21 protein-coding genes are annotated in these 25,347 nt (G+C 70.4%); 7 read left to right on the top strand and 14 right to left on the bottom strand.

The features are described from left to right. Nucleotides 1-48 precede the first annotated feature (48 nt). The 7 genes from GVV77_RS01955 to GVV77_RS01925 form a co-directional block, all read right to left on the bottom strand. On the bottom strand, nucleotides 49-1,143 hold the full coding sequence (locus GVV77_RS01955; RefSeq protein WP_159615853.1) for an NAD(P)/FAD-dependent oxidoreductase: 1,095 nt from the start codon (nucleotides 1,141-1,143) through the stop codon (nucleotides 49-51). 143 nt (nucleotides 1,144-1,286) lie between these two features. Continuing rightward, nucleotides 1,287-2,486: a glycine C-acetyltransferase gene (locus GVV77_RS01950; protein ID WP_159615851.1), complete on the bottom strand. Its 1,200-nt coding sequence runs from the start codon at nucleotides 2,484-2,486 to the stop codon at nucleotides 1,287-1,289. Between the two features lie 85 nt (nucleotides 2,487-2,571). After that, a complete protein-coding gene (gene tdh, locus GVV77_RS01945; RefSeq protein ID WP_159615849.1) occupies nucleotides 2,572-3,615 on the bottom strand; it encodes an L-threonine 3-dehydrogenase in 1,044 nt (347 codons plus the stop codon). A gap of 215 nt (nucleotides 3,616-3,830) precedes the next feature. Continuing rightward, entirely contained in the window at nucleotides 3,831-5,345 is a 1,515-nt protein-coding gene (gatB, locus tag GVV77_RS01940; protein ID WP_159615847.1) for an Asp-tRNA(Asn)/Glu-tRNA(Gln) amidotransferase subunit GatB, read from the bottom strand. After that, complete coding sequence (gene gatA / locus GVV77_RS01935) at nucleotides 5,346-6,851, bottom strand: Asp-tRNA(Asn)/Glu-tRNA(Gln) amidotransferase subunit GatA (protein WP_159615845.1); 1,506 nt, start codon at nucleotides 6,849-6,851, stop codon at nucleotides 5,346-5,348. A 4-nt stretch (nucleotides 6,852-6,855) separates the two neighbouring features. Continuing rightward, on the bottom strand, nucleotides 6,856-7,152 hold the full coding sequence (gene gatC / locus GVV77_RS01930; RefSeq protein ID WP_120166793.1) for an Asp-tRNA(Asn)/Glu-tRNA(Gln) amidotransferase subunit GatC: 297 nt from the start codon (nucleotides 7,150-7,152) through the stop codon (nucleotides 6,856-6,858). Nucleotides 7,153-7,256: 104 nt separating this feature from the next. Continuing rightward, nucleotides 7,257-7,790 (bottom strand): GNAT family N-acetyltransferase, encoded by a 534-nt coding sequence (locus tag GVV77_RS01925; protein ID WP_246199568.1) that lies wholly within the window; start codon nucleotides 7,788-7,790, stop codon nucleotides 7,257-7,259. Nucleotides 7,791-7,998: 208 nt separating this feature from the next. Between GVV77_RS01925 and GVV77_RS01920 the strand changes: the two genes are divergently transcribed. The 4 genes from GVV77_RS01920 to GVV77_RS01905 all read left to right on the top strand — a co-directional run bounded on the left by GVV77_RS01920 (nucleotide 7,999) and on the right by GVV77_RS01905 (nucleotide 12,650). After that, entirely contained in the window at nucleotides 7,999-9,273 is a 1,275-nt protein-coding gene (locus GVV77_RS01920; RefSeq protein ID WP_246199567.1) for a sugar ABC transporter substrate-binding protein, read from the top strand. A gap of 94 nt (nucleotides 9,274-9,367) precedes the next feature. Beyond that, the gene (locus GVV77_RS01915) at nucleotides 9,368-10,255 is read left to right on the top strand and encodes a carbohydrate ABC transporter permease (RefSeq protein ID WP_201291398.1); all 888 of its coding nucleotides are present in this window, start codon (nucleotides 9,368-9,370) and stop codon (nucleotides 10,253-10,255) included. A 38-nt stretch (nucleotides 10,256-10,293) separates the two neighbouring features. Then, nucleotides 10,294-11,139 (top strand): carbohydrate ABC transporter permease, encoded by an 846-nt coding sequence (locus GVV77_RS01910; RefSeq protein ID WP_425483331.1) that lies wholly within the window; start codon nucleotides 10,294-10,296, stop codon nucleotides 11,137-11,139. Further along, nucleotides 11,136-12,650: a glycoside hydrolase family 3 protein gene (locus GVV77_RS01905; protein ID WP_159615837.1), complete on the top strand. Its 1,515-nt coding sequence runs from the start codon at nucleotides 11,136-11,138 to the stop codon at nucleotides 12,648-12,650. Before GVV77_RS01910 ends, GVV77_RS01905 begins: the two co-directional genes overlap by 4 nt. Nucleotides 12,651-12,831: 181 nt before the next feature. Here GVV77_RS01905 and ligA read toward each other — a convergent pair whose 3' ends face one another. The 6 genes from ligA to GVV77_RS01875 form a co-directional block, all read right to left on the bottom strand. Beyond that, nucleotides 12,832-15,201 carry an NAD-dependent DNA ligase LigA gene (ligA, locus tag GVV77_RS01900; RefSeq protein WP_159615835.1) on the bottom strand — a complete coding sequence of 790 codons (2,370 nt, stop codon included), beginning with the start codon at nucleotides 15,199-15,201 and terminating at the stop codon, nucleotides 12,832-12,834. A 42-nt stretch (nucleotides 15,202-15,243) separates the two neighbouring features. Further along, nucleotides 15,244-16,017: a PP2C family protein-serine/threonine phosphatase gene (locus GVV77_RS01895; protein ID WP_159615833.1), complete on the bottom strand. Its 774-nt coding sequence runs from the start codon at nucleotides 16,015-16,017 to the stop codon at nucleotides 15,244-15,246. A 160-nt stretch (nucleotides 16,018-16,177) separates the two neighbouring features. Then, nucleotides 16,178-17,374: an adenylate/guanylate cyclase domain-containing protein gene (locus GVV77_RS01890; protein WP_159615831.1), complete on the bottom strand. Its 1,197-nt coding sequence runs from the start codon at nucleotides 17,372-17,374 to the stop codon at nucleotides 16,178-16,180. Then, complete coding sequence (locus tag GVV77_RS01885) at nucleotides 17,371-18,021, bottom strand: PH domain-containing protein (RefSeq protein ID WP_159615829.1); 651 nt, start codon at nucleotides 18,019-18,021, stop codon at nucleotides 17,371-17,373. Before GVV77_RS01885 ends, GVV77_RS01890 begins: the two co-directional genes overlap by 4 nt. Before the next feature lie 100 nt (nucleotides 18,022-18,121). After that, nucleotides 18,122-19,015, bottom strand: a complete 894-nt coding sequence (locus GVV77_RS01880; protein ID WP_159615827.1) for a biotin--[acetyl-CoA-carboxylase] ligase — start codon at nucleotides 19,013-19,015, stop codon at nucleotides 18,122-18,124. Between the two features lie 37 nt (nucleotides 19,016-19,052). Beyond that, nucleotides 19,053-19,934, bottom strand: a complete 882-nt coding sequence (locus GVV77_RS01875; RefSeq protein ID WP_159615825.1) for an SDR family oxidoreductase — start codon at nucleotides 19,932-19,934, stop codon at nucleotides 19,053-19,055. Nucleotides 19,935-20,188: 254 nt separating this feature from the next. Between GVV77_RS01875 and GVV77_RS01870 the strand changes: the two genes are divergently transcribed. Together GVV77_RS01870 and GVV77_RS01865 are read left to right on the top strand one after the other, a co-directional pair. Further along, nucleotides 20,189-21,772, top strand: coding sequence for an acyl-CoA carboxylase subunit beta (locus GVV77_RS01870; protein WP_159616173.1), 1,584 nt, complete (start codon nucleotides 20,189-20,191; stop codon nucleotides 21,770-21,772). Further along, the gene (locus tag GVV77_RS01865; RefSeq protein ID WP_159615823.1) at nucleotides 21,769-21,987 is read left to right on the top strand and encodes an acyl-CoA carboxylase subunit epsilon; all 219 of its coding nucleotides are present in this window, start codon (nucleotides 21,769-21,771) and stop codon (nucleotides 21,985-21,987) included. The genes GVV77_RS01870 and GVV77_RS01865 overlap by 4 nt, the downstream gene beginning before the upstream one ends. Before the next feature lie 123 nt (nucleotides 21,988-22,110). Here GVV77_RS01865 and GVV77_RS01860 read toward each other — a convergent pair whose 3' ends face one another. Continuing rightward, nucleotides 22,111-23,445, bottom strand: coding sequence for a serpin family protein (locus GVV77_RS01860; RefSeq protein ID WP_159615821.1), 1,335 nt, complete (start codon nucleotides 23,443-23,445; stop codon nucleotides 22,111-22,113). 216 nt (nucleotides 23,446-23,661) lie between these two features. Here GVV77_RS01860 and GVV77_RS01855 point away from each other — a divergent pair, with 216 nt between their 5' ends. After that, nucleotides 23,662-25,311: a DUF885 domain-containing protein gene (locus tag GVV77_RS01855; protein ID WP_246199601.1), complete on the top strand. Its 1,650-nt coding sequence runs from the start codon at nucleotides 23,662-23,664 to the stop codon at nucleotides 25,309-25,311. The last annotated feature ends 36 nt before the right edge of the window (nucleotides 25,312-25,347 follow it).

Below are 25,347 nucleotides of genomic sequence, written 5' to 3'. Positions count from 1 at the left end.
TGCTCCGCGCGGACTGCGGCGGAACCTCCAGGTGCAGCCCGAGGCGGATCATCGGCCGGAGGATGCGGCGGCGGGGGCGAGTTCTGCCGCGGCCTGCGTGTCCCCCGGCTCCTGCCCGCTCAGCTGCGCCGCGGCGAGCTCGGCGATGGCCGAGGACGTCTGGAAGCCGTAGCCGCCCTGGCCCGCCAGCCAGAAGAAGCCTTCGGCGTCCGGATCGAAGCCGACGATCGGGATCCCGCTGGGCGGGGAGGTCCGAAGCCCGGTCCACGACCGGAGGACTCCGGTGATGCCGAGGGTGGTGAGTGTGTTGAGCCGGATGATCAGCGCCTCGACGTCCCCGGGGTTGGGGCGGGCGTCCTCGGCGGCGCTGGGCACGCTCTCGCACGGCGAGATCAGGACGCCCGCGTCATCGCGGCGGAAGTAGAAGGAGTCATCGGCGGAGGCGACCATCGGTGTGCCCGGGACCGGCTGCGACCCGACCCGGACGACGGCGGCGGTGCGCCGGTAGGGCACCAGGTTCCGGGGTGCCGCCCCGCACAGCTCCGCGAGCCGGTCGGCCCAGGCACCGGCGGCGTTGACCACCACGCCTGCATCGATCTCCTGTTCTCCTGCCCGCACGCGCCACCGGCTCCCGCCGCGCTCGGCGGCCGTGACCCGGGCGCCGGTCAGGATCGCAGCCCCGGACGCCGCTGCCACCGCCCGGTGGTGTTCGAGCAGCGCGTCGGTGTCGGTGCCGACGCAGGTGGTGTCGAGCCCGGCCGCCTCAAAGGTATCCGGAAGCAGCTGCGGACACAGCCGAAGGGCCTCGGAGTGGGTCACCCGGCGCATCGAGCCGGCAGCCCTTGCCGCGACGTCGGCCTCGCTGCCGATCAGCAGGTAGCTCCGCGGCGTGGTGAGCACGAGGCGGGTCCGCTCCTGCACTCCGGCAAGGAGGCCGAGGGTGCGGGCGGTGAGCCGGCGCACCACCGGCGGGCCGTAGCTGGGGTTCAGCTGCCGGGCGGACCGTGACGACGTGTGGTACCCGAGGGTCGGTTCGGCCTCGACGAGTGCCACTGTCGGGCCCCCGCGGGACGCGAGTTCCGAGGCCAGCGACAGGCCGGCGATGCCGCCGCCGACAATGAGGACATCGCAGCTAAGGTTCATGGCGCCATCGTAGGCACATCCGCTGCGCCGGGCACGGTGGGTCCGCCAGGTGTCAGGCAGGACCTGACGCCGGGCGCTTCAGTTCCGGTGGGCCCGGCCGGGCCCCCAGGGGTCCCGGCCGGAACGCGCCGCCCTTCGGGACCCTAGCCGGCTGCGGTTTCGGAGCGGGCTGCGACGAACGCCCGGACGCAGGCCTCGATGTCCTCGCTGCTGTGCGCGGCGGAGAGCTGGACGCGGATGCGCGCGGCGCCCTTGGGCACCACCGGGTAGCTGAAGGCGGTGACGAAGACCCCGTGGGCCAGCATGGCGTCGGCGGTCTTCGCCGCGAGGACCGCGTCGCCGAACATCACCGGGATGATCGCGTGCTCGCCCTCGAGCAGCTCGAAGCCCTCCTCCGTCATCCGGCGGCGGAAGTGGGCCGCGTTTTCGACGAGGGTGGCGCGCAGCTCGGCGCTGTTCTGGACCAGGTCCAGGGCGGTCAGGGTCGCGGCCACGATCGAGGGTGCCAGGGAGTTCGAGAACAGGTAGGGCCGGGCGCGCTGACGGAGTACCTCGACGATCTCGCGGCGGGCGGCGACGTAGCCGCCCGACGCCCCGCCCAGGGCCTTGCCGAACGTTCCGGTGTAGATGTCGACGCGGTCCCCGACACCTGCGTGTTCGGGGGTGCCGGCGCCGGTCGGGCCCATGAAGCCGACGGCGTGCGAGTCATCGACCATGACCATCGCGTCGTACCGGTCGGCAAGGTCGCAGATGGCTTTGAGCGGGGCGAGGTAGCCGTCCATCGAGAAGATCCCGTCGGTGACGATCAGGCGGCGCCGTGCCGAGGACGCCTCCTTGAGCTTCGCCTCGAGGTCGGCCATGTCCCGGTTGGCGTACCGGAAGCGCTGTGCCTTGCTCAGGCGGATGCCGTCGATGATCGAGGCGTGGTTCAGCGCATCGGAGATGACGGCGTCCTCCGCCGAGAGCAGGGATTCGAAGACTCCCCCGTTGGCGTCGAAGCAGGAGGAGAAGAGGATGGTGTCGTCGGTTCCGAGGAACTGCGACACCCGCCGCTCCAGCTCAAGGTGGAGATCCTGGGTGCCGCAGATGAAGCGCACCGAGGCCATGCCGAACCCGCGCTCGTCGAGGGCGCTCTTCGCGGCCTCGATGATCTGCGGGTGGTCCGCAAGGCCCAGGTAGTTGTTGGCGCAGAAGTTCAGGACCTCGGCGGACCCTCCGGTGCGCAGCCCGGCCCGGATGTGGCTTGACTGGGGCGAGGAGATGGTGCGCTCGTGCTTGAACAGCCCCGCGCTGCGGATCTCCTCAAGCTCACCGGTGAGCTGGTCGCGGATGGAGGTGTACATGTCGCTGCTCCTTGAAGGATGGGACGGCTGGAGGTGGAACGGCTGGGGTTGGCGGGGACCGCGGAGGTCCGGGAGGCGCCGGAGGTTAGAGGGAGGTCCAGTCGAGGACCACCTTGCCGCTTGCTCCGCGGCGCGCGGTGTCGAAGCCTGCCTGCCACTGCGACGCCGGCAGGGTGTCGGTGACAATGTCCGCAACCGCCTCCCGCAGGACGGGGTTGGACTGAAGCATTGCACTCATGGCGTGCCAGGTCTCGAACATTTCGCGGCCGTAGATGCCCTTGATCGTCAGCATGTGGGTGACGACCTTGGCCCAGTCGATGGTGATGGGCGCGGACGGCAGGCCGAGCATGGCGATGCGCCCTCCATGGGTCATGTTGTCGATCATTTCGGGGAGGGCGGAGGCGTGTCCCGACATTTCCATGCCGATGTCGAAGCCCTCCTTCATCCCGAGTTCCTTCTGCGCTTCGCTGATGCGCATGCGGCTGACGTCGATGGCCATGTCGGCCCCGACGGCGCGGGCGAGCTCAAGGCGCGGCGCTGCGATGTCGGTGATGGCGATCTTCCTCGCCCCGGCATGGCGGGCGACGGCGACGGCCATGAGTCCGATCGGGCCCGCCCCGGTGATGAGGACGTCCTCGCCGACCAGCGGGAAGCTCAGGGCCGTGTGGACGGCGTTGCCGAAGGGGTCGAAGACGGCCCCGAGCTCTGGGGTGATTTCGTCGTGGTGCACCCAGACGTTCGTTTCGGGGAGAACGACGTACTCGGCGAAGGCGCCGTCGCGCTGGACGCCCACGCTTGAGGTGCGGATGCACATCTGGCGCCGCCCGGCGCGGCAGTTCCGGCAGATGCCGCAGACGATGTGCCCCTCGCCGGAGACCCGGTCGCCGATCTTCACGTCGCGGACGCCGCCGCCGAGTTCGACCACCTCGCCGTAGAACTCATGGCCGGGGATCAGTGGGGCATTGATCATGCCCTGCGCCCAGGAGTCCCAGGACTCGATGTGGAGATCGGTTCCGCAGATCCCGGTGGTCATGACCCGGATCTTCACTTCTCCGAGGCCCACCGTCGGCTCGGGACGGTCGACCAGTTCGAACCCGGGATGCGCCCCGGACTTGTACAGCGCCTTCACTCCATCTTCCTTCCGCGCCAATTCCGCACAGCCGGCTGGATCCGCCGGCGGCGAGCTGGTGCAACTCGGGTGGCTGTTGTGACAACCACCGCAAGATTATCAGTGGTCACCGGCCCCGAGGCGGGCCGCCGGTGGCGGCGGCCTCCCGGAAAGCCGACTGCCCACCGACAGGGTGCTGTCGGTGGGCAGTTGCCGGTGCACAGGGACGCCGTGCGTCAGCCTTCGACGCCCAGGCGCTGCAGGATCAGCTCGCGCACCCGGCCGGCGTCGGCCTGGCCGCGGGTGGCCTTCATGACGCCGCCCACGATGGCGCCCACGGCCTGGACCTTGCCGCCGCGGATCTTCTCCGCGACGTCCGGCTGGGCCGCCAGGGCGCCGTCGATGGCCTCGAGGAGGGGGCCGTCGTCGGAGACAACCGCGAGGCCGCGCGCCTCAACGACCTCGGCCGGGGTGCCCTCGCCGGCCAGGACGCCGTCGAGCACCTCGCGGGAGAGCTTGTCGTTGATCTTGCCCGATTCGATCAGTGCGTTCAGTTCGACGATCAGCTCGGGGGTGACGCCCAGTTCAGCGGGCTCGACGTCGGCGATCTTGGCGCGGCGGGAAATCTCGCCCATCCACCACTTGCGGGCGACGGCGGGGCTGACGCCGGCGGCGACCGTGTCCTCGACCGAGGACATCACGCCGGCGTTGACGACGTCGCGGAACTCGGCGTCGGAGTAACCCCAGTCGGCCTGAAGGCGCTTGCGGCGCTCGGCGGGCGGTTCGGGCAGCTCCGAGCGCAGCTTCTCGATCCACGCGTCGTTGGTGACGACGGGAACCAGGTCCGGCTCCGGGAAGTACCGGTAGTCGTCGGCGTCGGACTTGGGCCTGCCGGCGGTGGTGGAGCGGGTGTCCTCGTGCCAGTGGCGGGTCTCCTGCACGATCACCGCACCGGAGTCCAGGACCGCGGCGTGCCGCTGGATCTCATAGGTCACCGCGTGCTCGACCGACCGCAGGGAGTTCACGTTCTTGGTCTCGGTGCGGGTCCCCAGGGTGGTGCTGCCCTTGGGCATCAGGGAGACGTTCGCGTCGCAGCGCACGTTGCCGCGCTCCATGCGGGCGTCGGAGACCCCGAGGTTCTTGACGATCTCCCGGATGGCGGCCACGTACGCCTTCGCCAGCTCCGGTGCGCGCCGGCCCGCGCCCAGGATGGGCTTGGTGACGATCTCCACCAGCGGCACGCCCGCCCGGTTGTAGTCGACGAGGGAGAACTCGGCGCCCTGGATGCGGCCGGTGGCCCCGCCCATGTGGGTCAGCTTCCCGGCGTCCTCCTCCATGTGCGCCCGCTCGATCTCCACGGTGAACACGGTGCCGTCGGCCAGTTCGATGTCGATCGCGCCGTCGTAGGCGATCGGCTCGTCGTACTGGGAGGTCTGGAAGTTCTTCGGGGTGTCCGGGTAGAAGTAGTTCTTCCGGGCGAAGTGGCTGCGCTCGGCGATCTTGCAGCCCAGGGCCAGCCCGATCTTGATCGAGGACTCCACGGCGACGCGGTTGACCACCGGAAGCACCCCGGGCAGGCCGAGGTCCACCGGGGTGATGTTGGTGTTCGGGGTGTCCCCGAAGCCGTTGGGGGCCGAGGAGAACATCTTGGTCCGAGTGTTCAGCTCGACGTGCACCTCGAAGCCGAGCGCCGGGTCGTACTTCTCCATGGCCTCGTCGAAGGACAGGACCTCGTCGTGTACAGCAGTCATTTACTTCACTCCCGCAATCTCGGGGGCCTGCGCGAGCAGCGGTCCGCCCCACTTGTCTTCAAGCAGTGATTCGAGCACGGCGCCGACCCGGTAGAGCCGGGCGTCCTGGCGCGCAGGGGCCAACAGCTGGATGCCGACCGGCAGGTTGTCCTCGTCGGCGAGCCCGTTGGGCAGGGACAGCCCCGGGATGCCGGCCATGTTCGCGGGGATGGTGGCGACGTCGTTGAGGTACATCGCCAGCGGATCGTCGAGCTTCTCGCCCAGGCGGAACGCCGTGGTGGGCGCCGTCGGGGAGATCAGGACGTCGGCCTGGGTGAAGGCGGCGTTGAAGTCGCGCTGGATCAGGGTGCGCACCTTCTGGGCGGAACCGTAGTAGGCGTCGTAGTAGCCGGCGCTCAGGGCGTAGGTGCCCAGGATGATGCGGCGCTTGACCTCGTCGCCGAAGCCGGCGGCGCGGGTGGCGCCCATGACGCGCTCGATCGTCGGGGCACCCTCGGGCACCACGCGCAGCCCGAAGCGCACGCCGTCGTACTTGGCGAGGTTGCTCGAGGCCTCCGAGGGCATGATCAGGTAGTAGGCGCCCAGGGCGTACTTGAAGTTCGGGCAGGAGACCTCGACGATCTCGGCGCCGGCGCCGCGGAGCAGCTCAAGGGATTCCGCGAAGCGGTTCAGGACGCCGGTCTGGTAGCCCTCGCCCGAGAGTTCCCTGATGACGCCGACCCGCAGGCCCTTCACCTCGCCGCGCCGGGCGGCCTCGACGAGGGCGCCGACGGGGTCGGTGAGGGAGGTGGAGTCGTGCGGGTCATGGCCGCCGATGATCTCGTGCAGCAGCGCGGAGTCGAGCACAGTGCGCGAGACCGGGCCGATCTGGTCCAGGGAGGACGCCATGGCGATCGCACCGTAGCGCGAGACGCCGCCGTAGGTCGGCTTGACGCCGACGGTGCCGGTGACGGCGCCGGGCTGGCGGATCGAGCCGCCGGTATCGGTGCCCAGGGCCAGCGGCGCCTCGAAGGCGGCGACGGCGGCGGCGGAGCCTCCGCCGGAGCCGCCCGGGATGCGGTCGAGGTCCCAGGGGTTGCGGGTGGGCCCGAACGCTGAGTGCTCGGTGGAGGAACCCATGGCGAACTCGTCGAGGTTGGTCTTGCCCAGGATCGGCATCCGCGCCTCGCGCAGCCGGCGGATCACCGTGGCGTCGTAGGGGCTGTGCCAGCCCTCGAGGATTTTCGAACCCGCCGTGGTGGGCTGGCCCTTGGTGACGATGAGGTCCTTGACCGCGATCGGCACACCGGCCAGCGGGTGCAGGGTGTCGCCGTCGGCCCGGGCCTTGTCGACCTCGGCGGCCACGAGGAGCGCCTCCTCGGTGTTGACGTGGAGGAACGCGTTGATCGAGCCGTCCACGGCGGCGATCCGGTCGAGGTGCGCCTGCGTGGCGTCGACGGCGGAGACCTCGCGCGACTGCAGCTTCTGCGCGAGCGCGGCGGCGCTCAGTCGGATGATTTCACTCATTGGGTTACTCCCCGTCCAGGATTGCAGGGACCCGAAAGCGTCCGTCGGCGTTGTCGGGGGCGCCGGCGAGGGCCTCCTCGTTGCTGAGCGTCTCCCCCACGACGTCGTCGCGGTAGACGTTGCTCAGCGGAATCGGGTGGCTGGTGGCGGGGACGTCGTCGCCGGCCACCTCGCTGACGCTCTTGATCGAATCCACGATGACGGCCAGCTCGCCGGCCATGCGGTCGAGTTCCTCGGAACTCATGTCGATGTGCGCCAGCCGCGCCAGATGCGCGACGTCCTCACGGTTAATCTCAGCCATGGATCTCCCCTGGAAGTGGATGGGTGTCTGCCTCTAGTCTACGGGCGGACAGGGCCTGGGCGGGCACCGCGGAAGCCGCCCGAAGGGCTCTCAGGAGACCGGCCCTAGAGCTCCAGGCGGAAGACCCAGAGCAGGATGTCTTCGTTGGGCACGAGCCAGTCGCGCTCGGGGACGCGGTGGAAGCCCATGGACTCGTAGAGCCGGTGCGCGCGCACCATGTTGGATCCGCTGGTGAGGCTGACGGCGTTGATGCCGGGCAGGGTCCGGGCGTGGGCGATGATCGCCTCGACCATGGCCCGGCCGATGCCGCCGCGCTGCACGGCGGGGTCGACGGCGAGCATGCGGAACTCGAGCTCCCCGGCGATGGCGATGTCGGTGTACCGCTGCCCTTCGAAGGTCAGCGCCACCGAGCCCACCACCCGGCCGTCGCGCTCGGCGACCCAGATCTGGGCGTGCTCGGCCCGGTGGGCGACGTCCGAGAGCACCGCCATGTAGGGGTGGTCCTCGTCGGCGAAGTAGCCGGCCTCGAGGTAGGCCGTGCGGGTGATGCGCGCCACCTCGTCGTAGTCGCTGGGCAGGACCGGGCGGATCGAGAGGGTGTCGGCGGGGCGGGAGGAGTCGGTGCGTGCGGTTTCCACGGTGTCCTTCATCGAGAATAAAAAGTCGATTTTACTCCCGGCGCCACTGCACCACGCCGGACCGCGGTGTGTTTTCAGGCACGGTTCCCGGCCCGGCGTGTCTGGAATTCAGTTACGTTGACTTAGCCTGTGACGGAGATTACTTTCACTCTATGGGCCGTGGCAGATTCCGATGCCGCCGCCTTCGCCGCGATGGAGGGGACAGCAAGTGAGAAAGCTCAAGTGTTCAATGGCCGTGACTGCAGTGGCAGCACTGGCGCTGACAGCATGTGGAAACGGCGGCGGTTCCGACGCCGAGGGCGAGACGCTCAGCGTCTGGATCATGGAGGGGACAAATCCCGACGCCGAAAGCTTCTTCGAGGGAGTGAAATCCGAGTTCAAGGAAGAAACCGGCGCCACCCTCGAGGTGCAGTTCGTTCAATGGGCCGAGGCCCACGACAAGTTCGTCACGTCCATCGCCGGGAACACGACCCCGGACGTCGCCGAAACCGGAAGCACGTGGACCGCGGAGTTCGCCGAAGCCGGCGCCCTGGCCCCGCTCGACGAGCAGATCGAGAAGGCCGGGCTGAAGGACGACCTCGTCGAAGGCCTGGTGGAAGCCGGCACCCTCGAGGACAGTCTCTACGGCATGCCGTGGTACGCCGGAGTCCGCTCCGTCGTGTACCGCACGGACATCTTCGAAAAGCACGGCCTGACCCCTCCCACCTCGTGGGACGAGCTGCGCGAGGCCGGCCTTGCCCTGAAGGAGGCCGAGCCCGAGATGACGCCGTTCGCCGTTCCCGGAGACTCCGCCTACCTGGCCTACCCCTTCATCTGGGGGGCGGGTGCCGAGCTCGCCGAACAGGAGGGTGATACCTGGTCCTCCGGCCTTGACTCCCCCGAAGCCCGTGAGGGCGTGAAGTTCTACACCGACCTCGCCCTGAAGGACGGCCTGTCCTCCGCCGGGGCCACCACCTGGAACGAGAAGGACGTGCTCGACAACTTCGTCAAGGGCAACCTCTCAATGGCCACCATGGGGTCCTGGGCGATGCCGGCGATCCTTGAGCAGAACCCCGACCTCGAGGGCAAGATCGGCGCCTTCCCGATTCCCGGCCCCGAGTCCGGCTACAGCCCCTCCTTCCTGGGCGGCTCCCACCTGAGCGTGTTCGAGGGATCCGAGAAGCAGGAACTGGCCTGGAAGTTCGTCGAGATGATGACCACCGGTGAGACGGCGGCCGAGTGGGCCGAACAGACCAACTACTTCCCCGGCCAGGCCTCCCTGCTCGAGGAAGCGGCCAAGTCCGACGACCCGCTGGTCAAGCCGTTCGCCACCCAGATGGTCGAAGCCGGAACCTCGGTTCCCGTCGCTCCGGGCTGGGGCGCCGTGGAAGCGAAGAAGACGGTTCCGGCGATGATCCAGTCAATCCTCTCGGGCGACAAGAGCGTCGACCAGGCGACCGAGGACGCCGCCACCGAGATCGAAGAACTGCTGAACGGAAAGTAGTTCTTTGACCACCCCCACCAAGGCTGGAGCCGCACGCCCGGCACCGCGTGCGGCCACCGGCCCGACCCCGCCCCAGCGCCGCCGGCCGGGCAGGCTGCGCCTGTCAACGGTCCGGCCGTGGCTGCTCCTGGCCCCTGCCCTCGCGGTGCTCGCCGTGCTGCTGCTCTGGCCGCTCGCCCGGGTTGTGCTCATCTCCTTCCAGGACTACGGGCTGCGCGAAATCGTCAGCGGACGCTCGAACTACATCGGCTTCGCCAACTACGCCGAGGTCTTCGCGGACCCGGCCCTCTGGACGGTCGTCCTTCCCAACACCGTGGGATTCGCGGTGGCCGCCGTGGGCGGAACCGTGATCCTCGGCACCCTGGTGGCCCTGCTGCTGGCCAGCCTGGACCGCCTCTGGCGCACCGTCGTCAGCAGCGCCGTCATGGTGGCGTGGGCGATGCCCGCCGTGACCGGCACCTATGTGTGGATCTGGATCTTCGACGCCGACCGCGGCATCGTCAGCCAGTTCCTGCAGGGCGTGGGCCTGCTTGATGAGCCGCACAACTGGTTCACCGACCGCTGGTCCTTCTACGCCGTGGTCCTGGTCAACATCATCCACCACGGGTTCCCCTTCGTGGCGATCACCGTGCTGGCCGGCCTGCTCGGGGTCTCCAAGGAGATGCTCGAGGCGGCAACCGTCGACGGCGCCGGCGCCGTCCGCCGCTTCTTTTCGATCACCTTCCCCACCCTTCGGCCCGTCTTCGCGGTCGTGGTGATCCTCTCCACCATCTGGGATTTCAAGGTGTTCGCGCAGATCTACCTCCAGCCCGGCGGATCGGGCTCGAACCGTTCCGTGTTCAACCTCGGCGTGTGGTCCTACGTGGAGTCGTTCGCCCAGAACCGGTACGGGTTCGGCTCGGCCATCGCCGTCCTGCTCACCGTGCTGCTGCTGGCCATCAGCGTCGTCTACGTCCGCACGCTGTTCAAGGAGGAAAAGTGAAAGCACCGTCGGCACCCTCGACGCCGGACGCCGTGCGCATCCCGGCCCGCCGGCCACGCAGCCGCCGGGCACGGTGGCTGCTCGCCTGGAAGGCGGCCGCCGTCGCTGCACTGCTGCTGTTCACCCTCTTCCCGACCTACTGGATGATCAGCAGCGCCTTCGACGGGCGCGCCACGGGCGGGGCCCAGTCGCTGTTCCCGGCCGAGCCGACGCTTGAGAACTTCAGCTACGTTCTCTCCGAGGCGGGCTTTGGCACCTTCCTGCGCAACTCCGCCATCGTGGCGGTGTCAACGGTGGTGCTCTCCGGGATCCTCGCCCTCTTCGCCGCCGTCGCCGTCGCCCGGTTCCGGTTCCGGTTCCGCACCGGCATCCTCATGCTGATCCTGATCATCCAGATGGTGCCGCTGGAGGCCCTGGTCATCCCGCTGTTCATCCAGGTACGGGACCTGCAGCTGCTCAACTCCTTCCTGGGCCTGATCATCGTCTACGTGGCGTTCTCCCTCCCCTTCGCCATCTGGATGCTCCGCGGCTTCGTGGCGGCGGTGCCCGTTGAGCTCGAGGAGGCCGCGTACATCGACGGCGCCAGTTGGGGGCGCATGTTCTGGTCGGTGCTGCTGCCCCTGGTCGCGCCCGGGCTCGTGGCCACCAGCGTGTTCGCCTTCATCATCGCGTGGAACGAGTTCATCTTCGCCCTGACCTTCATGGACAGCCCCTCCACCTACACGGTCGCCGTGGGCCTCCAGCAGTTCTTCGGGGAGAACTCCAACGAGTGGGGCTACGTGATGGCCGGCTCGACCCTGATCACCCTGCCGGTGATGATCTTCTTCATCCTCGTGCAGCGCCGGCTCAGCGGCGGACTGGTGTCCGGGGCGGTGAAGGGGTGAACGCCGCCGACCGCCTCCGCCTGGTCAACAGCGTCATCCTTCCCGGGTTCCTGGGCACTGCCCTGCCCGCCTGGCTGGAGGAGGCGCTGCGGAACGGGCTGGGCGGCGTCGTGTACTTCAGCCAGAACATCGACCCGGGTTCACCGGGCGCGGTGGGCCGGCTCTCGGAGGCGGTCCTGGCCGCCAACCCGGACGCGGTCATCGGCATCGACGAGGAGGGCGGCAATGTGACCCGCCTTCAGTCCGCCGCCGGCTCCGGCATCCCCGGCGCCGCCGTCCTCGGTGTCCTGGACGACACCGGGCTGACCGAGGACGCCGGCCGCGACATCGGCGTCCTCGCGCGCGCCGCCGGGGTGAACCTGGTGCTGGCTCCGGTAGCGGATGTGAACACCAATCCGCTCAACCCCATCATCGGGGTGCGGTCCTTCGGGGCCGACACCGCCCGCGTCTCCGCGCACACGGCGGCGTTGGTCCGCGGCCTGCAGTCAGCCGGCGTCGGGGCCTGCGCCAAGCACTTCCCCGGCCACGGCGACACCAGCACCGACTCCCACCTCGAACTGCCGCGGGTGGAGCTGAGCCTCGAGGAGATGCGCCGGGACCACCTTCCGCCCTTCGCCGCCGCGGTGGAGCAGGGTGTGGCTGCGGTGATGAGCGCCCACATCGTGATCCCGGAGCTCGGCGAACTGCCTGCGACCCTCAACCCCGCCGCCGTCGCCCTGCTTAGGGAACTCGGCCACGACGGGCTCCTGGTCACCGACGCCCTCGACATGGCGGCGGTCCGGGCCGGTGTCGGCTCCGGCCCCGGCGCGGTGCTGGCGCTGAAGGCCGGGGCCGACCTGCTGTGCGTCGGCAATCCGTCGAACCTCGGCCCCAAGGCCGGCAGCACCTCGGACGAGGACGACTACCTCGAGGTGCGTGACGCGCTCCTGGCCGCCCTCGACGACGGCACCCTGACACCCGCCTCCATCGAGGCGGCCTCCCGGCGCATCCGGCGCTTCGCGGAGGCGGCGCGGCGAGCCCGCGCCGGGGCACCGGATTCGACCGGCGCTCCCACGCCCTCCGGGCGGGACTGGGTGGAGGCCGCAGGGCGCGCTCTCACCGGCGTCTTGCCGTCCTGGTCGCGGAACGGTAAGACGGCGGACCCGGTCCAGCTCCTGGACGGGCGAGGCCGAGCCAATATCGCCGCGGGCCCGCTCAGCGACGTGTTTTCCGCGGCCCTCGCCCGGCGCACCGCCGTCCGGCGGTCTGCCCTTCCGGACCCGGCCGGGACAGCGGACCTCATCGGCTCGCTCGGCCTGACGCCAGAGAGCCGGGTGGTGGTGCTGACCGACGATCTCTCCCCCGGCGGCGTGCAACTCGCGGCTGCCCGGGCGGTTCACTCCCTGCTGCCCGGGGCGGCCTGGGTCCACACCGGAACCGTGCCGGCCGGCGGACAGGACCTCCCGGCCGTTTACACCCACGGCACCTCGCGGGCCAGCGCCGAGGCGCTCGCGGACCGGCTGCTCGGCTGAGGGCGGGCGCCCACCTCCCTCGGGGATCCCACCGCCGAAACTGCAGCTCACCACGCTTCCCCGCGTCGAAAGGGTGGTGAGCTGCCAACTCGCCAGGGATCGGTAGCCCCGCGCATCCGCCGAAACTGCAGCTCACCACGCTTCCATCCGCCCGAAGCGGGGTGTGCCGCACACTCGACGTCTAGTCTTCAGCCGGCTCCAGGGGCACGTGCACGGCGTCGGCGGCCGGATCACCCGCGCTTTGACCTTCTTCTTTCTGACCTTCTGCTTCCGGGCCATCTGCTTCCGGGCCATCTGCTTCCGGGCCATCTGCACCCGGACCGCCGGCGTCCTGAGCACCCGCGTCGGCGCCGGCCAGGCCCGCGGGACCCTCGGCCAGCAGCCGGTCGAAGCCCTCCTCGTCCAGCACCGGAACGCCCAGCTGTTCGGCCTTGTCCAGCTTGGTGCCGGCGTTCTCCCCGGCGACCACATAGCTCGTGTTCTTCGACACCGACCCCGAGGCCTTGCCGCCGCGCGTGATAATCGCCTCCTTCGCCTCGTCCCGGTTGTACCGCTCCAGGGAACCGGTGACGACGACGGTGAGGCCCTCGAGGGTGCGCGGCACCGACTCGTCCTGCTCGTCCTCCATGCGCACCCCCGCCGCGGCCCAGGAATCGACGATCTCGCGGTGCCAGTCCTCCTCGAACCACTCCTTCAGCGCGGCCGCGATGGTCGGGCCGACGCCGTCGACGTGGGCCAGCTCCTCCTCGCTCGCGGCGCGGATGCGGTCCATCGACCCGAAGGCCGTGGCGAGCGCCCGCGAGGCGGTGGGCCCGACGTGCCGGATGGACAGGGCCACGAGGACCCGCCACAGCGGCTGCTTCTTCGCCTTTTCGAGCTCCACGAACAGCTTGCGGGTGGTGACGCTGGGCTCGGAGGGTTTCTTCGCCGTTCCCTTGGAGTAGAAGTAGGGAACGAGTTCGCGTCCCACCACCTCCCCCTTGACCTTCTTGTCCCTCTCGATCTTCACATCGGCGAGCATCTCCGGGGTCAGGTCGAAAATCTGTGCCTCGGTGGTGATCGGCGGCACCGCCGGCTCGGCGGGCCGGGTCAGGGCGATGGCCGCCTCCCAGCCGAGGGCCTCGATGTCGAACGCTCCGCGGCCGGCGAGGTGGAAGACGCGCTCGCGCAGCTGCGAGGGGCAGGACCGGGCGTTGGGGCAGCGGATGTCGACGTCGCCCTCCTTCGCCGGCTGCAGGGGCGTGCCGCAGGAGGGGCACTCCGTGGGCATGACAAAGTCCCGGACCGGCGGGTCTTGGCTGTCGCGCAGCGCGATGACCGGCCCGACGATCTCGGGGATGACGTCACCGGCCTTCCGCAGGACCACGATGTCGCCGATCTTCACGCCCTTGGCCTTGACCACCTCCTGGTTGTGGAGGGTGGCCATGCTGACCGTCGAGCCGGCCACCTTGACCGGTTCCATCAGCCCGAAGGGCGTCACCCGCCCGGTCCGGCCGACGTTGACGAGGATGTCGAGCAGCTTGGTGTTGACCTCCTCGGGCGGGTACTTGTAGGCGACGCACCACCGGGGCACCCGCGAGGTGTGCCCGAGGGCCCGCTGCAGGGCGAAGCTGTCAACCTTCACCACGATCCCGTCGATCTCGTGGCGCAGCGAGTGCCGCTTGTCGCCGTAGCGTTCGATGAACCCGACGATCGCTTCCTCGTCGTCGAGCACCTCGGAATAGGGCGAGACCGGCAGGCCCCAGCGGCGCAGCAGCTCGTAGGTCTCGGACTGGGCTTCGGCGGCGAGGCCGGTGCGCGCACCGATGCCGTGCATGTAGGCGTCGAGGGGGCGCTCGGCCGTCAGGGCCGGGTCCTTCTGCCGCAGGGATCCGGCGGCGGCGTTCCGCGGGTTCGCGAAGGGTGCCTTGCCGGCGGCGACCATGCGCTCGTTGAGCGCGGCGAAGTCCTTGGAGGGGATGAACACCTCGCCGCGGACCTCGACCTCTTCGGGGACGTCGTCCCCGGTGAGCTGCCGCGGGATGGAGGCGATGGTGAGCACGTTGTGGGTGATGTCCTCACCGGTGACGCCGTCCCCGCGGGTGGCCGCGCGCACCAGTTCCCCGTTGCGGTAGAGCAAGTTGACGGCCAGGCCGTCGATCTTCAGCTCGGTAAGCCAGCGGACGCTGCTGCCCGGGCTGCGCTGCTCGATACCGGCCTGGGCGCGCCGGAGCCAGACGGTGAGCTCCTCGAGCGAGAAGACGTCCTCGATGCTGTACATGCGCTGGAGGTGCTCCACGGGCGCGAAGGCCGAGGAGACGTCCCCGCCGACCTCCTGGGTCGGGGAGTCGTTGGCGACCAGCTCGGGGTGCAGGGCCTCGATGGTTTCGAGCCGGCGGAACAGTTCGTCGAACTCGGCGTCGGAGACGGTCGGGGCGTTCTCCTGGTAGTACGCGTACCGGTGGGCCCGGATGGCGTCGGCAAGGTTCCGGTATTCCTCGCGGAGGTCCTCGCTGGGAGTGCCGTCCGCGGGGCCGGAGGTGCTGAGAGCGTGTTCTGTTCCTGAGGTCACCGTCCCATCTTGCCCTAAGGCCGCCGGGCGTTCTAGCACGGCTCAGGGCGCCGCCGGGACTCCCGTGGCGTCGATGACGATGACCGAGACGTTGTCCCGCGCACCGGAGCGCAGGGTGGCCTCGATGAGGGTGTCGGCCGCCTCCTGGGGGTCCGCGACGGTGGCGAGGATCCCATAGATCTCCTCGTCGGTCAGTTCACCACTGAGCCCGTCGGAGCACACGAGGATCCGGTCCCCCTCCTCCACCGGCAGCAGCCAGAAGTCAGGCTCGGCGTCGTCGCCCGTGCCCAGGGCGCGGGTGACCACATGCCGGCGCGGGTGGGTGCGGGCCTGTTCCTCGGTGATCTGCCCGGTGTCGACCAGCTCCTGGACCTCGGAGTGGTCGACGGTGATCTGGCCGAACTGTCCCTGGCTCAGGCGGTAGGTGCGCGAGTCTCCGACATTGAAGAACAGCCAGTGGGGGGTGCCGGCCGCCTCGACGAGCACCACGCCGCTGAGGGTGGTGCCGGCGCGCCCGCTGGTCTCCTGCCGGATGCGGGCGTCGGCCTCCTGCACCAGCTCGTCAAGGTCCTCCGCGGTGAGCCGGGGCAGCCGGGTGCCGGCGACCGCGCTCATACCGAGGGTCTGCACGCACAGGCCGCTGGCCACCTCCCCCGCCTCGTGGCCGCCCATTCCATCGGCGACGGCGAAGATCGGGTCCGCCGCGATCAGCGAATCCTCGTTGTTGTCACGGCGCAGCCCGGTGTGCGTGGCGTACCCGCACACCACCCGCAGGCCCTGGCCGGCGTCCGCGGGAACCTCGATCGAACCGCTCATCGAGCCGCCCCGGCCAGGATCCGACCGGTGCGGGGAGCGGGGAGCGGGTTCCTGCCTGCGGGGATGTTCAGCTGGTCGGTCATCTGTCCATTCTGCACTGGAGTGCGGTAGGCCACCAGCGGCGGCTGTGCCGGGCGCCGTCGTGCGGTCGGGCGGGGGCTCAGTCGAGCACCAGCCCGCTGCCGGTCCCCCGCGCCAGGGTCACCGGGTGGACCTCCCCGAAACCGCGCACGGTGCGTGCCTGCTGCGGGATCAGGACGAACTTCTCATTGCCGCTGAGCGTGGCGGCGGTGGTGGCGTCGATCAGCACCGTGCCGGGCTCGGCCAGGGCGGTCAGGCGCGCGGCGAGGTTCACCGTCGGGCCGTAGATATCCCCAAGCCGGGACAGGATCCTCCCCCAGACCATCGAGACCCGGGCCGAGGGCAGCAGGTCGTCCTCGGTGAAGGCCTTGGCCAGGGCCAGGGAGATCTCCGCGCCGGCCTCGGGCGATTCGGCGATGTAAAGGACTTCATCGCCGATGGTTTTCACCAGCCGCCCGCCGCCGACCGAGATGATCTCGGCGCACTTGTTCTCAAACCGCTGCACCAGCTGGGCGAGGGTGCGCTCGTTCATCTGCCGGGACAGGCTGGTGTAGGACACCAGGTCCGCGAAGCCAACGGCGCGCGCCAGCGGCAGGGGTGCGTCGTCCTCGTGGCCGTCCCGGCCCTCCTCGCTCGCCCGCAGGCCCGACTCGGCCCGCAGGGCCAGGCGCTGGACGGCGGCGTTCATCTGGCGGCGCCACGCGTACACCAGCATCTTCTCGAGGGGCGCGATCAGGTCGGGGAGCTCCGAGACGAGCGCCTTGCGGGCGACGGCGTCGGGGATGCCGCGCTGGACGACCATCTCCTCGACGATGGCCTCAATCTGCCACACCACCATGCGGTCGGTCATCTGGCCGACCGCCCGGGTGATGGAGATGGCGGCGTCCTCGGTGAGCTGTTCCTGCCGGACCAGCTCGATGATGGTCGTCAGCGCTTCCTTGTCCTTCTCGGTGAACGCGACATCCTCGTCCCCGATGTTGGGGAAGCCCATGGCCCGCCAGAGCTTGCGGGCCGACAGGAGGGAGACCCCGGCGCGGGCGGCCACCTCGCGCCGGCGCAGGGTGCGTTCCGCCCCGAGGAGTTCAATCTCCAGCGCCCGGATCGCTTCGCGGTGCGGGTCGGCGGTGGCGGGCGCGGGGGCAGGCACGGGCGCGCGTGCGGGAACAGGGTCCGGGCGTTCGCCGGGGTGCCCGTTTGATCCCGGCAGTTCCTGCGGCTGCCACACGGCCTTGGGCGGCGGGGGCACGGCGGCGTCGGGACGGCTTGCGGTGGTCATACCGTCCCCCTCCAGGCCCCGCCGGGGCCCTCCTGCCGCGCTTCCGGGGGCGCGGGCTGACCCTGGTCCGGCCACTGGTCCGGCCACTGGTCCGGCCACTGGTCCGGGCCGGGCTGACCCATCATGGCACGGCAATTGAAGAGTGCCGACTGCGGGAGCTGTCCGATCGCTTCGGCGACGTGGTCCCGGAACACGGCGGCGCAGGGCACGTCGCGGTAGCTGACGGAGCGGCCGAAACCCAGGTCGAGGGTGAGCGTTCCGCTGCCGAAAGGCCGCTGCACCAGGGACTGTGTCACCCCCACCTGGTGGACGGAGGCCAGCGGCACTTCGTACAGGCTGCGCCGGGTCATCCCGCGGCGGTGGATGAGCCGCTGGCTGGTGAGGATATAGCGGCCGGCCAGCCAGCGCAGCAGCGGACGGAGGAACATCCTCAGCAGCAGCAGGGCGCCGCCGACGGCCGCCACCGCGACGAGCAGGGGCTGCCACTGCTGCAGGTCCGGCGGCAGCGCGGCGCGGCTGAGCCAGCCCAGGGCGTAGCCGCCGGCGGTGAGTACGGCCAGGGCTCCAATCGACGGCCAGACAAGGCTCCGCGGCGTCGCCCGAGTCCGGGTGAGGACCTGCTCGCCGGGGGCGAGTTTCACCTTCATCGCGACGACCCCGGGGCGGTGCGCGCGCCGGGGGCCTGCGCGGCGGCCGGGACGTTCCCACCCGGGCCGCGCGGTGGCCGTCCGGCTCTGGCTGCCGCCGTCATCCGGCGTCCTGACCCGCGGGCCGCAGGTGCACGATGTCGCCGACGGAGACGGTGTGCCGCCCGCCGTCGTCGTCGCGCATCACGAGACCGCCGCGCTCATCGAGCGCCAGCGCGTGGCCGGTCAGTTCGCGGCCGCCGGGAAGCTCCGCCCGGACGGCCCGGCCCAGGGTGTGCATGCGCCCGGAGACCGCGCCGGCGAAGGTGCTCCCGTCGGCGAGGGGAGCGGAGGCGTCGCCGTCGACGGCGCAGAAGGCCGCGTAGCGGGCGGCGAAAGTGCGCAGGAAGGACTTCAGGAGGATATTGCGGTCCGTGGTGCCCGCATACTCAAGGAGCAGGGAGGTGGCGGTGGGCACCGGCAGTTCCGAATCGGTGAGGCTGACATTGAGCCCGACCCCCACCACCAGGGCCGGCGGCGAGCCGTTGGCTCCGGGAACGAACCGTGCGAGCACCCCGGCCAGCTTGCGGGAATCGACGATGACATCGTTGGGCCACTTCAGCTGCGGGCTCACCTCGGTGCGGTCCTCGACGCTCTCGGCCAGGGCCAGGGCGGCGAGCAGCGAGAGCCAGGAGTAGCTCTCCGTTGGGAGGGGCCGGCCGCCGGCGTTGACGGGCCGCAGCAGCAGGCTCACAATCAGGGAGGACCGCTCGGGGGCCACCCAGCTGCGGCCGAGCCGCCCGCGCCCGGCGCGCTGCATCTCCGCCGTCAGCACCGAAAGGTCCGGCCACTGCGCGGGTTCCAGTTCGGCCAGCCCGGCCAGATCGTCGTTGGTGGAGCCGGTCTCCTGCACCAGCTCCAAGCGCGCATACGGTCCGGCCGGCGCGCACAGGGCCACCGACAGCGCCGCCGCGTCCAAACCGGGTCGCTCCAGGTTTGAGTAGCGGTTGGTCATGCCTCCGATTCTACCCAGCCGGGCAGCCCCCACCGGCTCACAGGAAAATGTCCTGGACGAGCCGGTCCTCCGGTGCGCCCAGGCTGTAGGGGGTGAAGTCGCTCACTCCCTCCTCCCGGAGCACCTCCTCGTCGGTGAAAAAGTTGCCGGTGCAGCTGCGTGAGCTGCGCGAAAGCACCGCGTGCGCCGCGTCGGCGACGATCTCCGGGCGGCGGGCGGCCTGCACCAGGGTGCCGCCGCCTGGCATATTGCGGATCGCCGCGGTGTCGATCAGGGTCTTCGGCCACAGGGAGTTCACGGCGATGCCCTCCCCGCGCAGTTCCTCCGCCAGGCCGAGCGTGGTCAGGCTCATCCCGTACTTGGCCAGAGTGTAGGCGAGGTGGGCGCCGGCCCACTTCGGGTCAAGGTTCAGCGGCGGCGAGAGGGTCAGGATGTGCGGGTTGTCGGAGCGGCGCAGCGCGTCGAGCGAAAACTTGCTGAGCATAAAGGTGCCGCGGACGTTGACGTCGGCCATCAGGTCGTAGCGCTTCATGTCGACCTCGGGGGTGCGCGAGAGGTCGATGGCCGAGGCGTTGTTGATGACGGCGTCGATCCGGCCGAAGCGCTCGAGCGCGGCGTCGACAGCGCCGCGCACGTCCTCGTCGCGGCGGACGTCACCGACGAGGGGCAGGGCCGTTCCCCCGGCCTCCTCGATAAGGCGCGCGGCGCTGGAGACGGTTCCCTCAAGCTTCGGGTGCGGCTCGCCGGTCTTGGCCAGGAGCACGATATTCGCTCCGTCCCCGGCGGCGCGCAGGGCGATTGCCAGGCCGATGCCCCGGCTCCCGCCCGACATCAAAAGGGTGCGCCCGCGCAGGGGGGCCTCCGGCGGGTCTGCGGCCGTCGTCGGGACTGGATTCTCTGCTGCGTTGCTGGCGGTCATGCGGCAAGAATACGCAGGCGGGAGCGCCGCAACGCCTTCGACGCACCGAATGTTACCGACCGGTAACCCAAGGGGTCGGACTAACTGTTCGCGCCGGAACCTGTAGGAGTCCTACAGTCGGAGGGGCCCCTTGGCTCACTAGACTGGGACGGTCGCTCGTTTTTTTGGAGGATTCCTCACAAGGAGCCCTCCGGAGGCGGCCGCGCCAGACGCCCGCCCTACCCCCTGCACTCGGAGATTCAATGAAGCAAGACGTGGAACCCGACCTCAAGACGACCGCCGGCAAGCTCGCCGATTTCCGTCGCCGGCAGAGCCAGTCGCTGCTGCCTTCCGGCCCCGAGGCCGTCGAACGCCAGCACGCCCGCGGCAAGAACACCGCCCGCGAGCGCATCGACCTCCTCGTCGATCCCGGGTCCTTCGTCGAGTTCGACGCCCTGGCCGTCCACCGCTCGAACGCGTTCGGCATGGACAAGAAGCGGCCCCTCGGGGACGGCGTGGTCTCCGGCTACGCCACCGTCGACGGGCGCCTCATCGGGATCTACAGCCAGGACTTCACCGTTTTCGGCGGCTCCCTCAGCCAGGTCAACGGTGAAAAGATCGTCAAGGTCCAGGAGTTCGCGCTGCGCAACGGCTGCCCGGTGGTGGGCATCAACGACGGCGGCGGGGCCCGCATCCAGGAGGGCGTCGCCTCCCTGGCCATGTTCGCCGACATCTTCCGCAACAACGTCCATGCCTCCGGCGTCGTGCCGCAGATCTCCCTGATCCTCGGACCCTGCGCGGGCGGGGCCGCCTACTCGCCGGCCCTGACCGACTACGTGGTGATGGTGGACAAGACCTCCCACATGTTCATCACCGGCCCGGACGTCATCAAGACCGTGACCGGCGAGGACGTCGACATGGAGACCCTCGGCGGCGCACGCCAGCACAACACCACCACCGGCACCTCGACCTACCTCGCGGCCGACGAACAGGACGCCGTCGGCTTCGTGCGGGAACTGCTCGACTACCTCCCCTCGAACAACCTCGCCGAGGCCCCGCTCGGGGAATTCACCGAGATGCTCGAGACGACGCTCGAGGACGAGGCGCTCGACACGCTGATCCCGGACTCCGCGAACCAGCCCTACGACATGCACGCCGTCATCGCCGCGATCGTCGACGACGGCCACTTCCTGGAGATGCAGGCGCTCTACGCGCCGAACGTGCTCATCGGGTACGCCCGGGTGGAGGGCCACACCATCGGCATCGTCGCCAACCAGCCGATGCAGTTCGCCGGGACCCTCGACATCAACGCCTCAGAGAAGGCCGCCCGCTTCGTGCGCCACTGCGACGCCTTCAACATCCCCATCCTGACCCTCGTCGACGTGCCGGGGTTCCTGCCCGGCAAGGACCAGGAGTTCAACGGCATCATCCGCCGCGGCGCGAAGCTGCTCTACGCCTACGCCGAGGCGACCGTGCCCAAGGTAACGGTGATCACGCGCAAGGCCTACGGCGGGGCATACATCGTGATGGGCTCCAAGAAGCTCGGCGCGGACCTCAACCTGGCCTGGCCGACGGCGCAGATCGGCGTCATGGGCGCCCAGGGCGCCGTGAACATCCTCTACCGCGGCCACCTGAAGTCCGTCGCGGAGGCCGGCGGCGACGTCGAGGCGGCACGCGCCGAGGTCGTCGCACAGTACGAGGAGGAGCTGCTCAACCCCTACCAGGCGGCGCAGCTTGGCTATGTCGACGCCGTCATTGCCCCCTCCGACACCCGGGTCCAGGTGGTGCGGGCGCTGCGGGCGCTGCGTGACAAGCGGGCCACCCTGCCCGCCAAGAAGCACGGGAACATCCCGCTGTGAGCACCGGCGCCCCGGAGGAGGAACCCCTGCTGCGCGTGGTGGCGGGGAACCCCACGGACGAGGAAGTGGCCGCGCTGACCGCCGTCGTCCTGGCGATGGCGGACTCAGCGGAGTTCAACGACCGGCGCCACCCGGGCCGGGCGTGGCTGCGCCGGACCCTGCTGCGCCTGCACCCTCTGCCCGGGCCAGGCTCCTGGCGGCGCAGCGGCAGGTAGGCCTGGGGCACGCCGCTGCGTGCCCGCTCACTGTCCGCCGCGGGTCGCTCCCGCCGGGTCGCTTCCACCTCCGGCGGTGCCCGGCGCCAGGCCCGGGTCGCCGGGCCGGTCAGCGCGGGCCTGTCAGCGCGGGTCGGTGACGGTTCCGAGAAACAGGGGCAGGCCGGTGGCTTCGTGGAGCACGGCGTAGAGGAACGGCCGGTCGATCTCGAACACCAGTTCCGGATCGACCGGTGCCGAGGTGGCCATCAGGTCGAACTGGGTCACCGCCGCGGCGACCGTCCCCTTCTCCCCCACGGTGATCGAGGCGGCCTGCGCCGCCGCCGCGACGGCCGCGTCGGGCTGGATTGCGGAAAGGTCAGGTGCGCTGCCAAGGGTTTCTCGCAGGCCGAGCCTGCGCAGCAGCGGCAGCAGGTCGAAGGCGCTGTCGGACTCCCAGCGCGGCAGGCCAAGCCCCAGGAAGACCTCACCGGCCTCCTCCATCACCCCTGAGACCTCAAGCAGCGCCTCCTCCGAGCACGCAGGCAGCGCGGGGCCGGCGTCGGACCCGGCGTCGGACCGGGCGTCGCCGTCGGCGAGCACGATCCGCAGCACGAACCCCTCGGTGTAGGGGACGTCGACCGCCACCCACCGGGGCCCGGCGGCGTACCGGGCCGGGGTGCGGGTGTGCATTCGATCAACCGCCACGGTGGTGCCGTCGGGCAGCCGGAAGTCCTCGGGGCAGGTGCCGGACGGGTCGAAGGGCTCCGCCCAGGCGGCCGCGAAGTACGCGGTGTTGAGCAGCGACAGGGTCGTATCCGGATTGTACTCAAGGGGCGCCTCCGTCATGCGCCCGCCGGTGGCCTCCGACACCCAGCGGTTCAGCACCGCCTCCGTTGCGGGATCGGCGAAGTCAACGGGATACACGCCGGCGCCGGAATGGCGGGCCAGCGTCGCCAGGAAGGCGTCCCCGGTGGGCGTCCGCCGGTCCACGAATACGCCGTTGGCCAGGTGCAGCACCGGGACGGCCGGCGGCTCCTGGGCGTTCACCGCCCCGGGATCGCCGTCGTACGGCGCGAGCCGGGCCAGCAGGGCCTCGAGGGCCGTGTCGCCGCCCTCCGCCGGCAGACCGAGGACGCCGTCGAGTTCGGCGGCCGTAGTGGAGCCGGCCCCGGCCCGCAGCATCAGCAGGGCGCACAGGGCACTGACCGGGCTCGTGACGGGGTTCTTTCCGGGCGCTCCGGCCAGCAGCGCCGCGCCGAGCCGGTAGGCACTCCGGCGCAGGGCCTCGGAAACCGACTCCGGCCGGTCATCCCATCCAGGGCGCCGGTCCTGAGCCAGGTCCTGTCTCTGTCCCGGGTCCTGTCTCCGTCTCTGTCCCGGGTCCTGTCTCTGTCTCTGTCCCGGGTCCGGGTCCTGGTCCTGGTCCTGGTCCTGGTCCTGAAAATTCCTCCGCGGGTCCCCCGCCGCCGTATTCATGCCCTCACCCTAGGTGCCCGGCGGAAGGGAAGGGGCTTTTCGCGCGCCGCCGCGCTGGGGCGCCGGACCTGCCGCGGATATTTCGGCCGAACCGTAGCCCGGGGCAACGGACGGCGCTAGGCTCGGGCTGTGACCAACGAGACTCCCCCTGCCTCCACCCCTTCCACCCCGTCCTCCGGCTCCGGCGCCGACGGTGCCGCCCGGCAGCCAACGGCCATTGACGCCGTCGCGGAGACCTACACCGCCACCCTGACCCGGTTAGACCCCGGATTCGCCACGGTCCTCGGCGTGCCCGGCCGGGAGACCGAGTTCCGGGACTACTCCCCCGCCGGCATCGAAGCCTTCGCCGAAGCGGCCCGCTCCGCCCTGGCCGACCTCTCCGGACTCGAGCCGGTCGACGACGTCGACGCCGTCACCCTCGACGCGATGCGCGAACGCCTCGGGCTTGAACTTGAGATCCATGAGACCGGGGCGAACCTCTCCGAGCTCAACAACCTCGAAAGCCCCGCCCAGAGCATCCGGGCCATCTTCGACCTCATGCCGACGGCCACGGAAGAGCACTGGACGCACATCGCCGGCCGCCTGTCGAACGTCACCGCCGCCCTCTCGGGCTACATCACCTCCCTGCGCCGCGGACGGGAGCTGGGCCTGGTCGCCGCCGCCCGCCAGATCGGCATCGTCATCGAGCAGGTCACCCGGTACGCCGAGGACGGCGGCTTCTTCGACAGCTTCGCCGCCGGCGCGGCGACGGACGACGGGCCGGTGACCGGGCCGCTCGCCGCCGAGCTGCGCAACGGAGCCGAGGCCGCCCGCCGGGCCTACCGCGGGCTCGCCGCGTTCCTTCAGGAGGAGCTGCTGCCCGGCGCCCCCACCAAGGACGCCGTCGGCCGTGAACGCTACGCCCTGATGTCGCGCCTGTTCCTCGGGTCAGCCGTCGACCTCGAGGAGACGTACCGGTGGGGCGTCGAGGAACTCGACCGCATCATCGCCGAGCAGGAGGCGGTCGCCTCGGAGATCCAGCCCGGCGCCTCCATCGCGGAGGCCATCGCGGTCCTCGACGCCGATCCGGCCCGCCAGCTCCACGGCACCGACGCGCTGCGCGAGTGGATGCAGGAACTGTCCGACGGCGCGGTGCAGGCCCTCGCCGGCGTGCACTTCGACATCCCCGAGATCATGCGCACCCTCGAATGCCGGATCGCCCCCACCCACGAGGGCGGCATCTACTACACCGGCCCGAGCGACGATTTCTCCCGGCCCGGACGCATGTGGTGGTCCGTGCCCGAAGGCGAGGACTCCTTCACCACCTGGAAGGAGACGACGACCGTCTACCACGAAGGCGTCCCGGGCCACCACCTCCAGGTCGCCACCGCCGTCTACCAGCGGCGGCTGCTGAACTCCTGGCGGCGCAACGCCGTCTGGGTCTCCGGGCAGGGCGAGGGATGGGCGCTGTACGCCGAACGCCTGATGCAGGAGCTCGGCTTCCTCGACGATCCGGGCGACCGCCTCGGGATGCTCGACGCCCAGCGGATGCGTGCCGCCCGGGTGGTCTTCGACATCGGCGTCCACCTCGAACTCGAGGTGCCGCAGCGGTGGGGCTCGGGCACCTGGACCCCGGAGAAGGGCTACGAGTTCCTCCGCAGCAACATCGCCATCAGCGAGGGGCAGCTGAACTTCGAGTTCAACCGGTACCTCGGCTGGCCCGGACAGGCCCCCTCCTACAAGGTGGGGCAGCGGCTCTGGGAGCAGATCCGCGACGAGGTCAAGGAACGCGAGGGCGCGGCCTTCGACCTGCGGGCCTTCCACACCCGCGCGCTCAACCTCGGCTCGGTGGGGCTGGACACGCTCCGCCGGGCGCTGCTGAGCTAATACTCCGGGGCGGGCCTCCGCCCGCCCCGGTTCCCG

The sequence above is a fragment of the Arthrobacter zhaoguopingii genome, from assembly GCF_009828605.1.
GTDB lineage: Bacteria > Actinomycetota > Actinomycetes > Actinomycetales > Micrococcaceae > Arthrobacter_D > Arthrobacter_D zhaoguopingii.
Note: the sequence above shows the minus strand (reverse complement) of the source record. Positions and strands in the feature narration are given on the sequence as shown.

What these genes read in the sequence shown, in the direction of transcription:
- GVV77_RS01955 (WP_159615853.1), bottom strand. Translation starts at nt 1,143, where the DNA reads ATGAACCTTAGCTGCGATGTCCTCATTGTCGGCGGCGGCATCGCCGGC.
- GVV77_RS01950 (WP_159615851.1), bottom strand. Translation starts at nt 2,486, where the DNA reads ATGTACACCTCCATCCGCGACCAGCTCACCGGTGAGCTTGAGGAGATC.
- gatB (WP_159615847.1), bottom strand. Translation starts at nt 5,345, where the DNA reads ATGACTGCTGTACACGACGAGGTCCTGTCCTTCGACGAGGCCATGGAG.
- gatA (WP_159615845.1), bottom strand. Translation starts at nt 6,851, where the DNA reads ATGAGTGAAATCATCCGACTGAGCGCCGCCGCGCTCGCGCAGAAGCTG.
- gatC (WP_120166793.1), bottom strand. Translation starts at nt 7,152, where the DNA reads ATGGCTGAGATTAACCGTGAGGACGTCGCGCATCTGGCGCGGCTGGCG.
- GVV77_RS01895 (WP_159615833.1), bottom strand. Translation starts at nt 16,017, where the DNA reads ATGAGCGGTTCGATCGAGGTTCCCGCGGACGCCGGCCAGGGCCTGCGG.
- GVV77_RS01890 (WP_159615831.1), bottom strand. Translation starts at nt 17,374, where the DNA reads ATGACCACCGCAAGCCGTCCCGACGCCGCCGTGCCCCCGCCGCCCAAG.
- GVV77_RS01885 (WP_159615829.1), bottom strand. Translation starts at nt 18,021, where the DNA reads ATGAAGGTGAAACTCGCCCCCGGCGAGCAGGTCCTCACCCGGACTCGG.
- GVV77_RS01880 (WP_159615827.1), bottom strand. Translation starts at nt 19,015, where the DNA reads ATGACCAACCGCTACTCAAACCTGGAGCGACCCGGTTTGGACGCGGCG.
- GVV77_RS01875 (WP_159615825.1), bottom strand. Translation starts at nt 19,934, where the DNA reads ATGACCGCCAGCAACGCAGCAGAGAATCCAGTCCCGACGACGGCCGCA.
- GVV77_RS01860 (WP_159615821.1), bottom strand. Translation starts at nt 23,445, where the DNA reads ATGAATACGGCGGCGGGGGACCCGCGGAGGAATTTTCAGGACCAGGAC.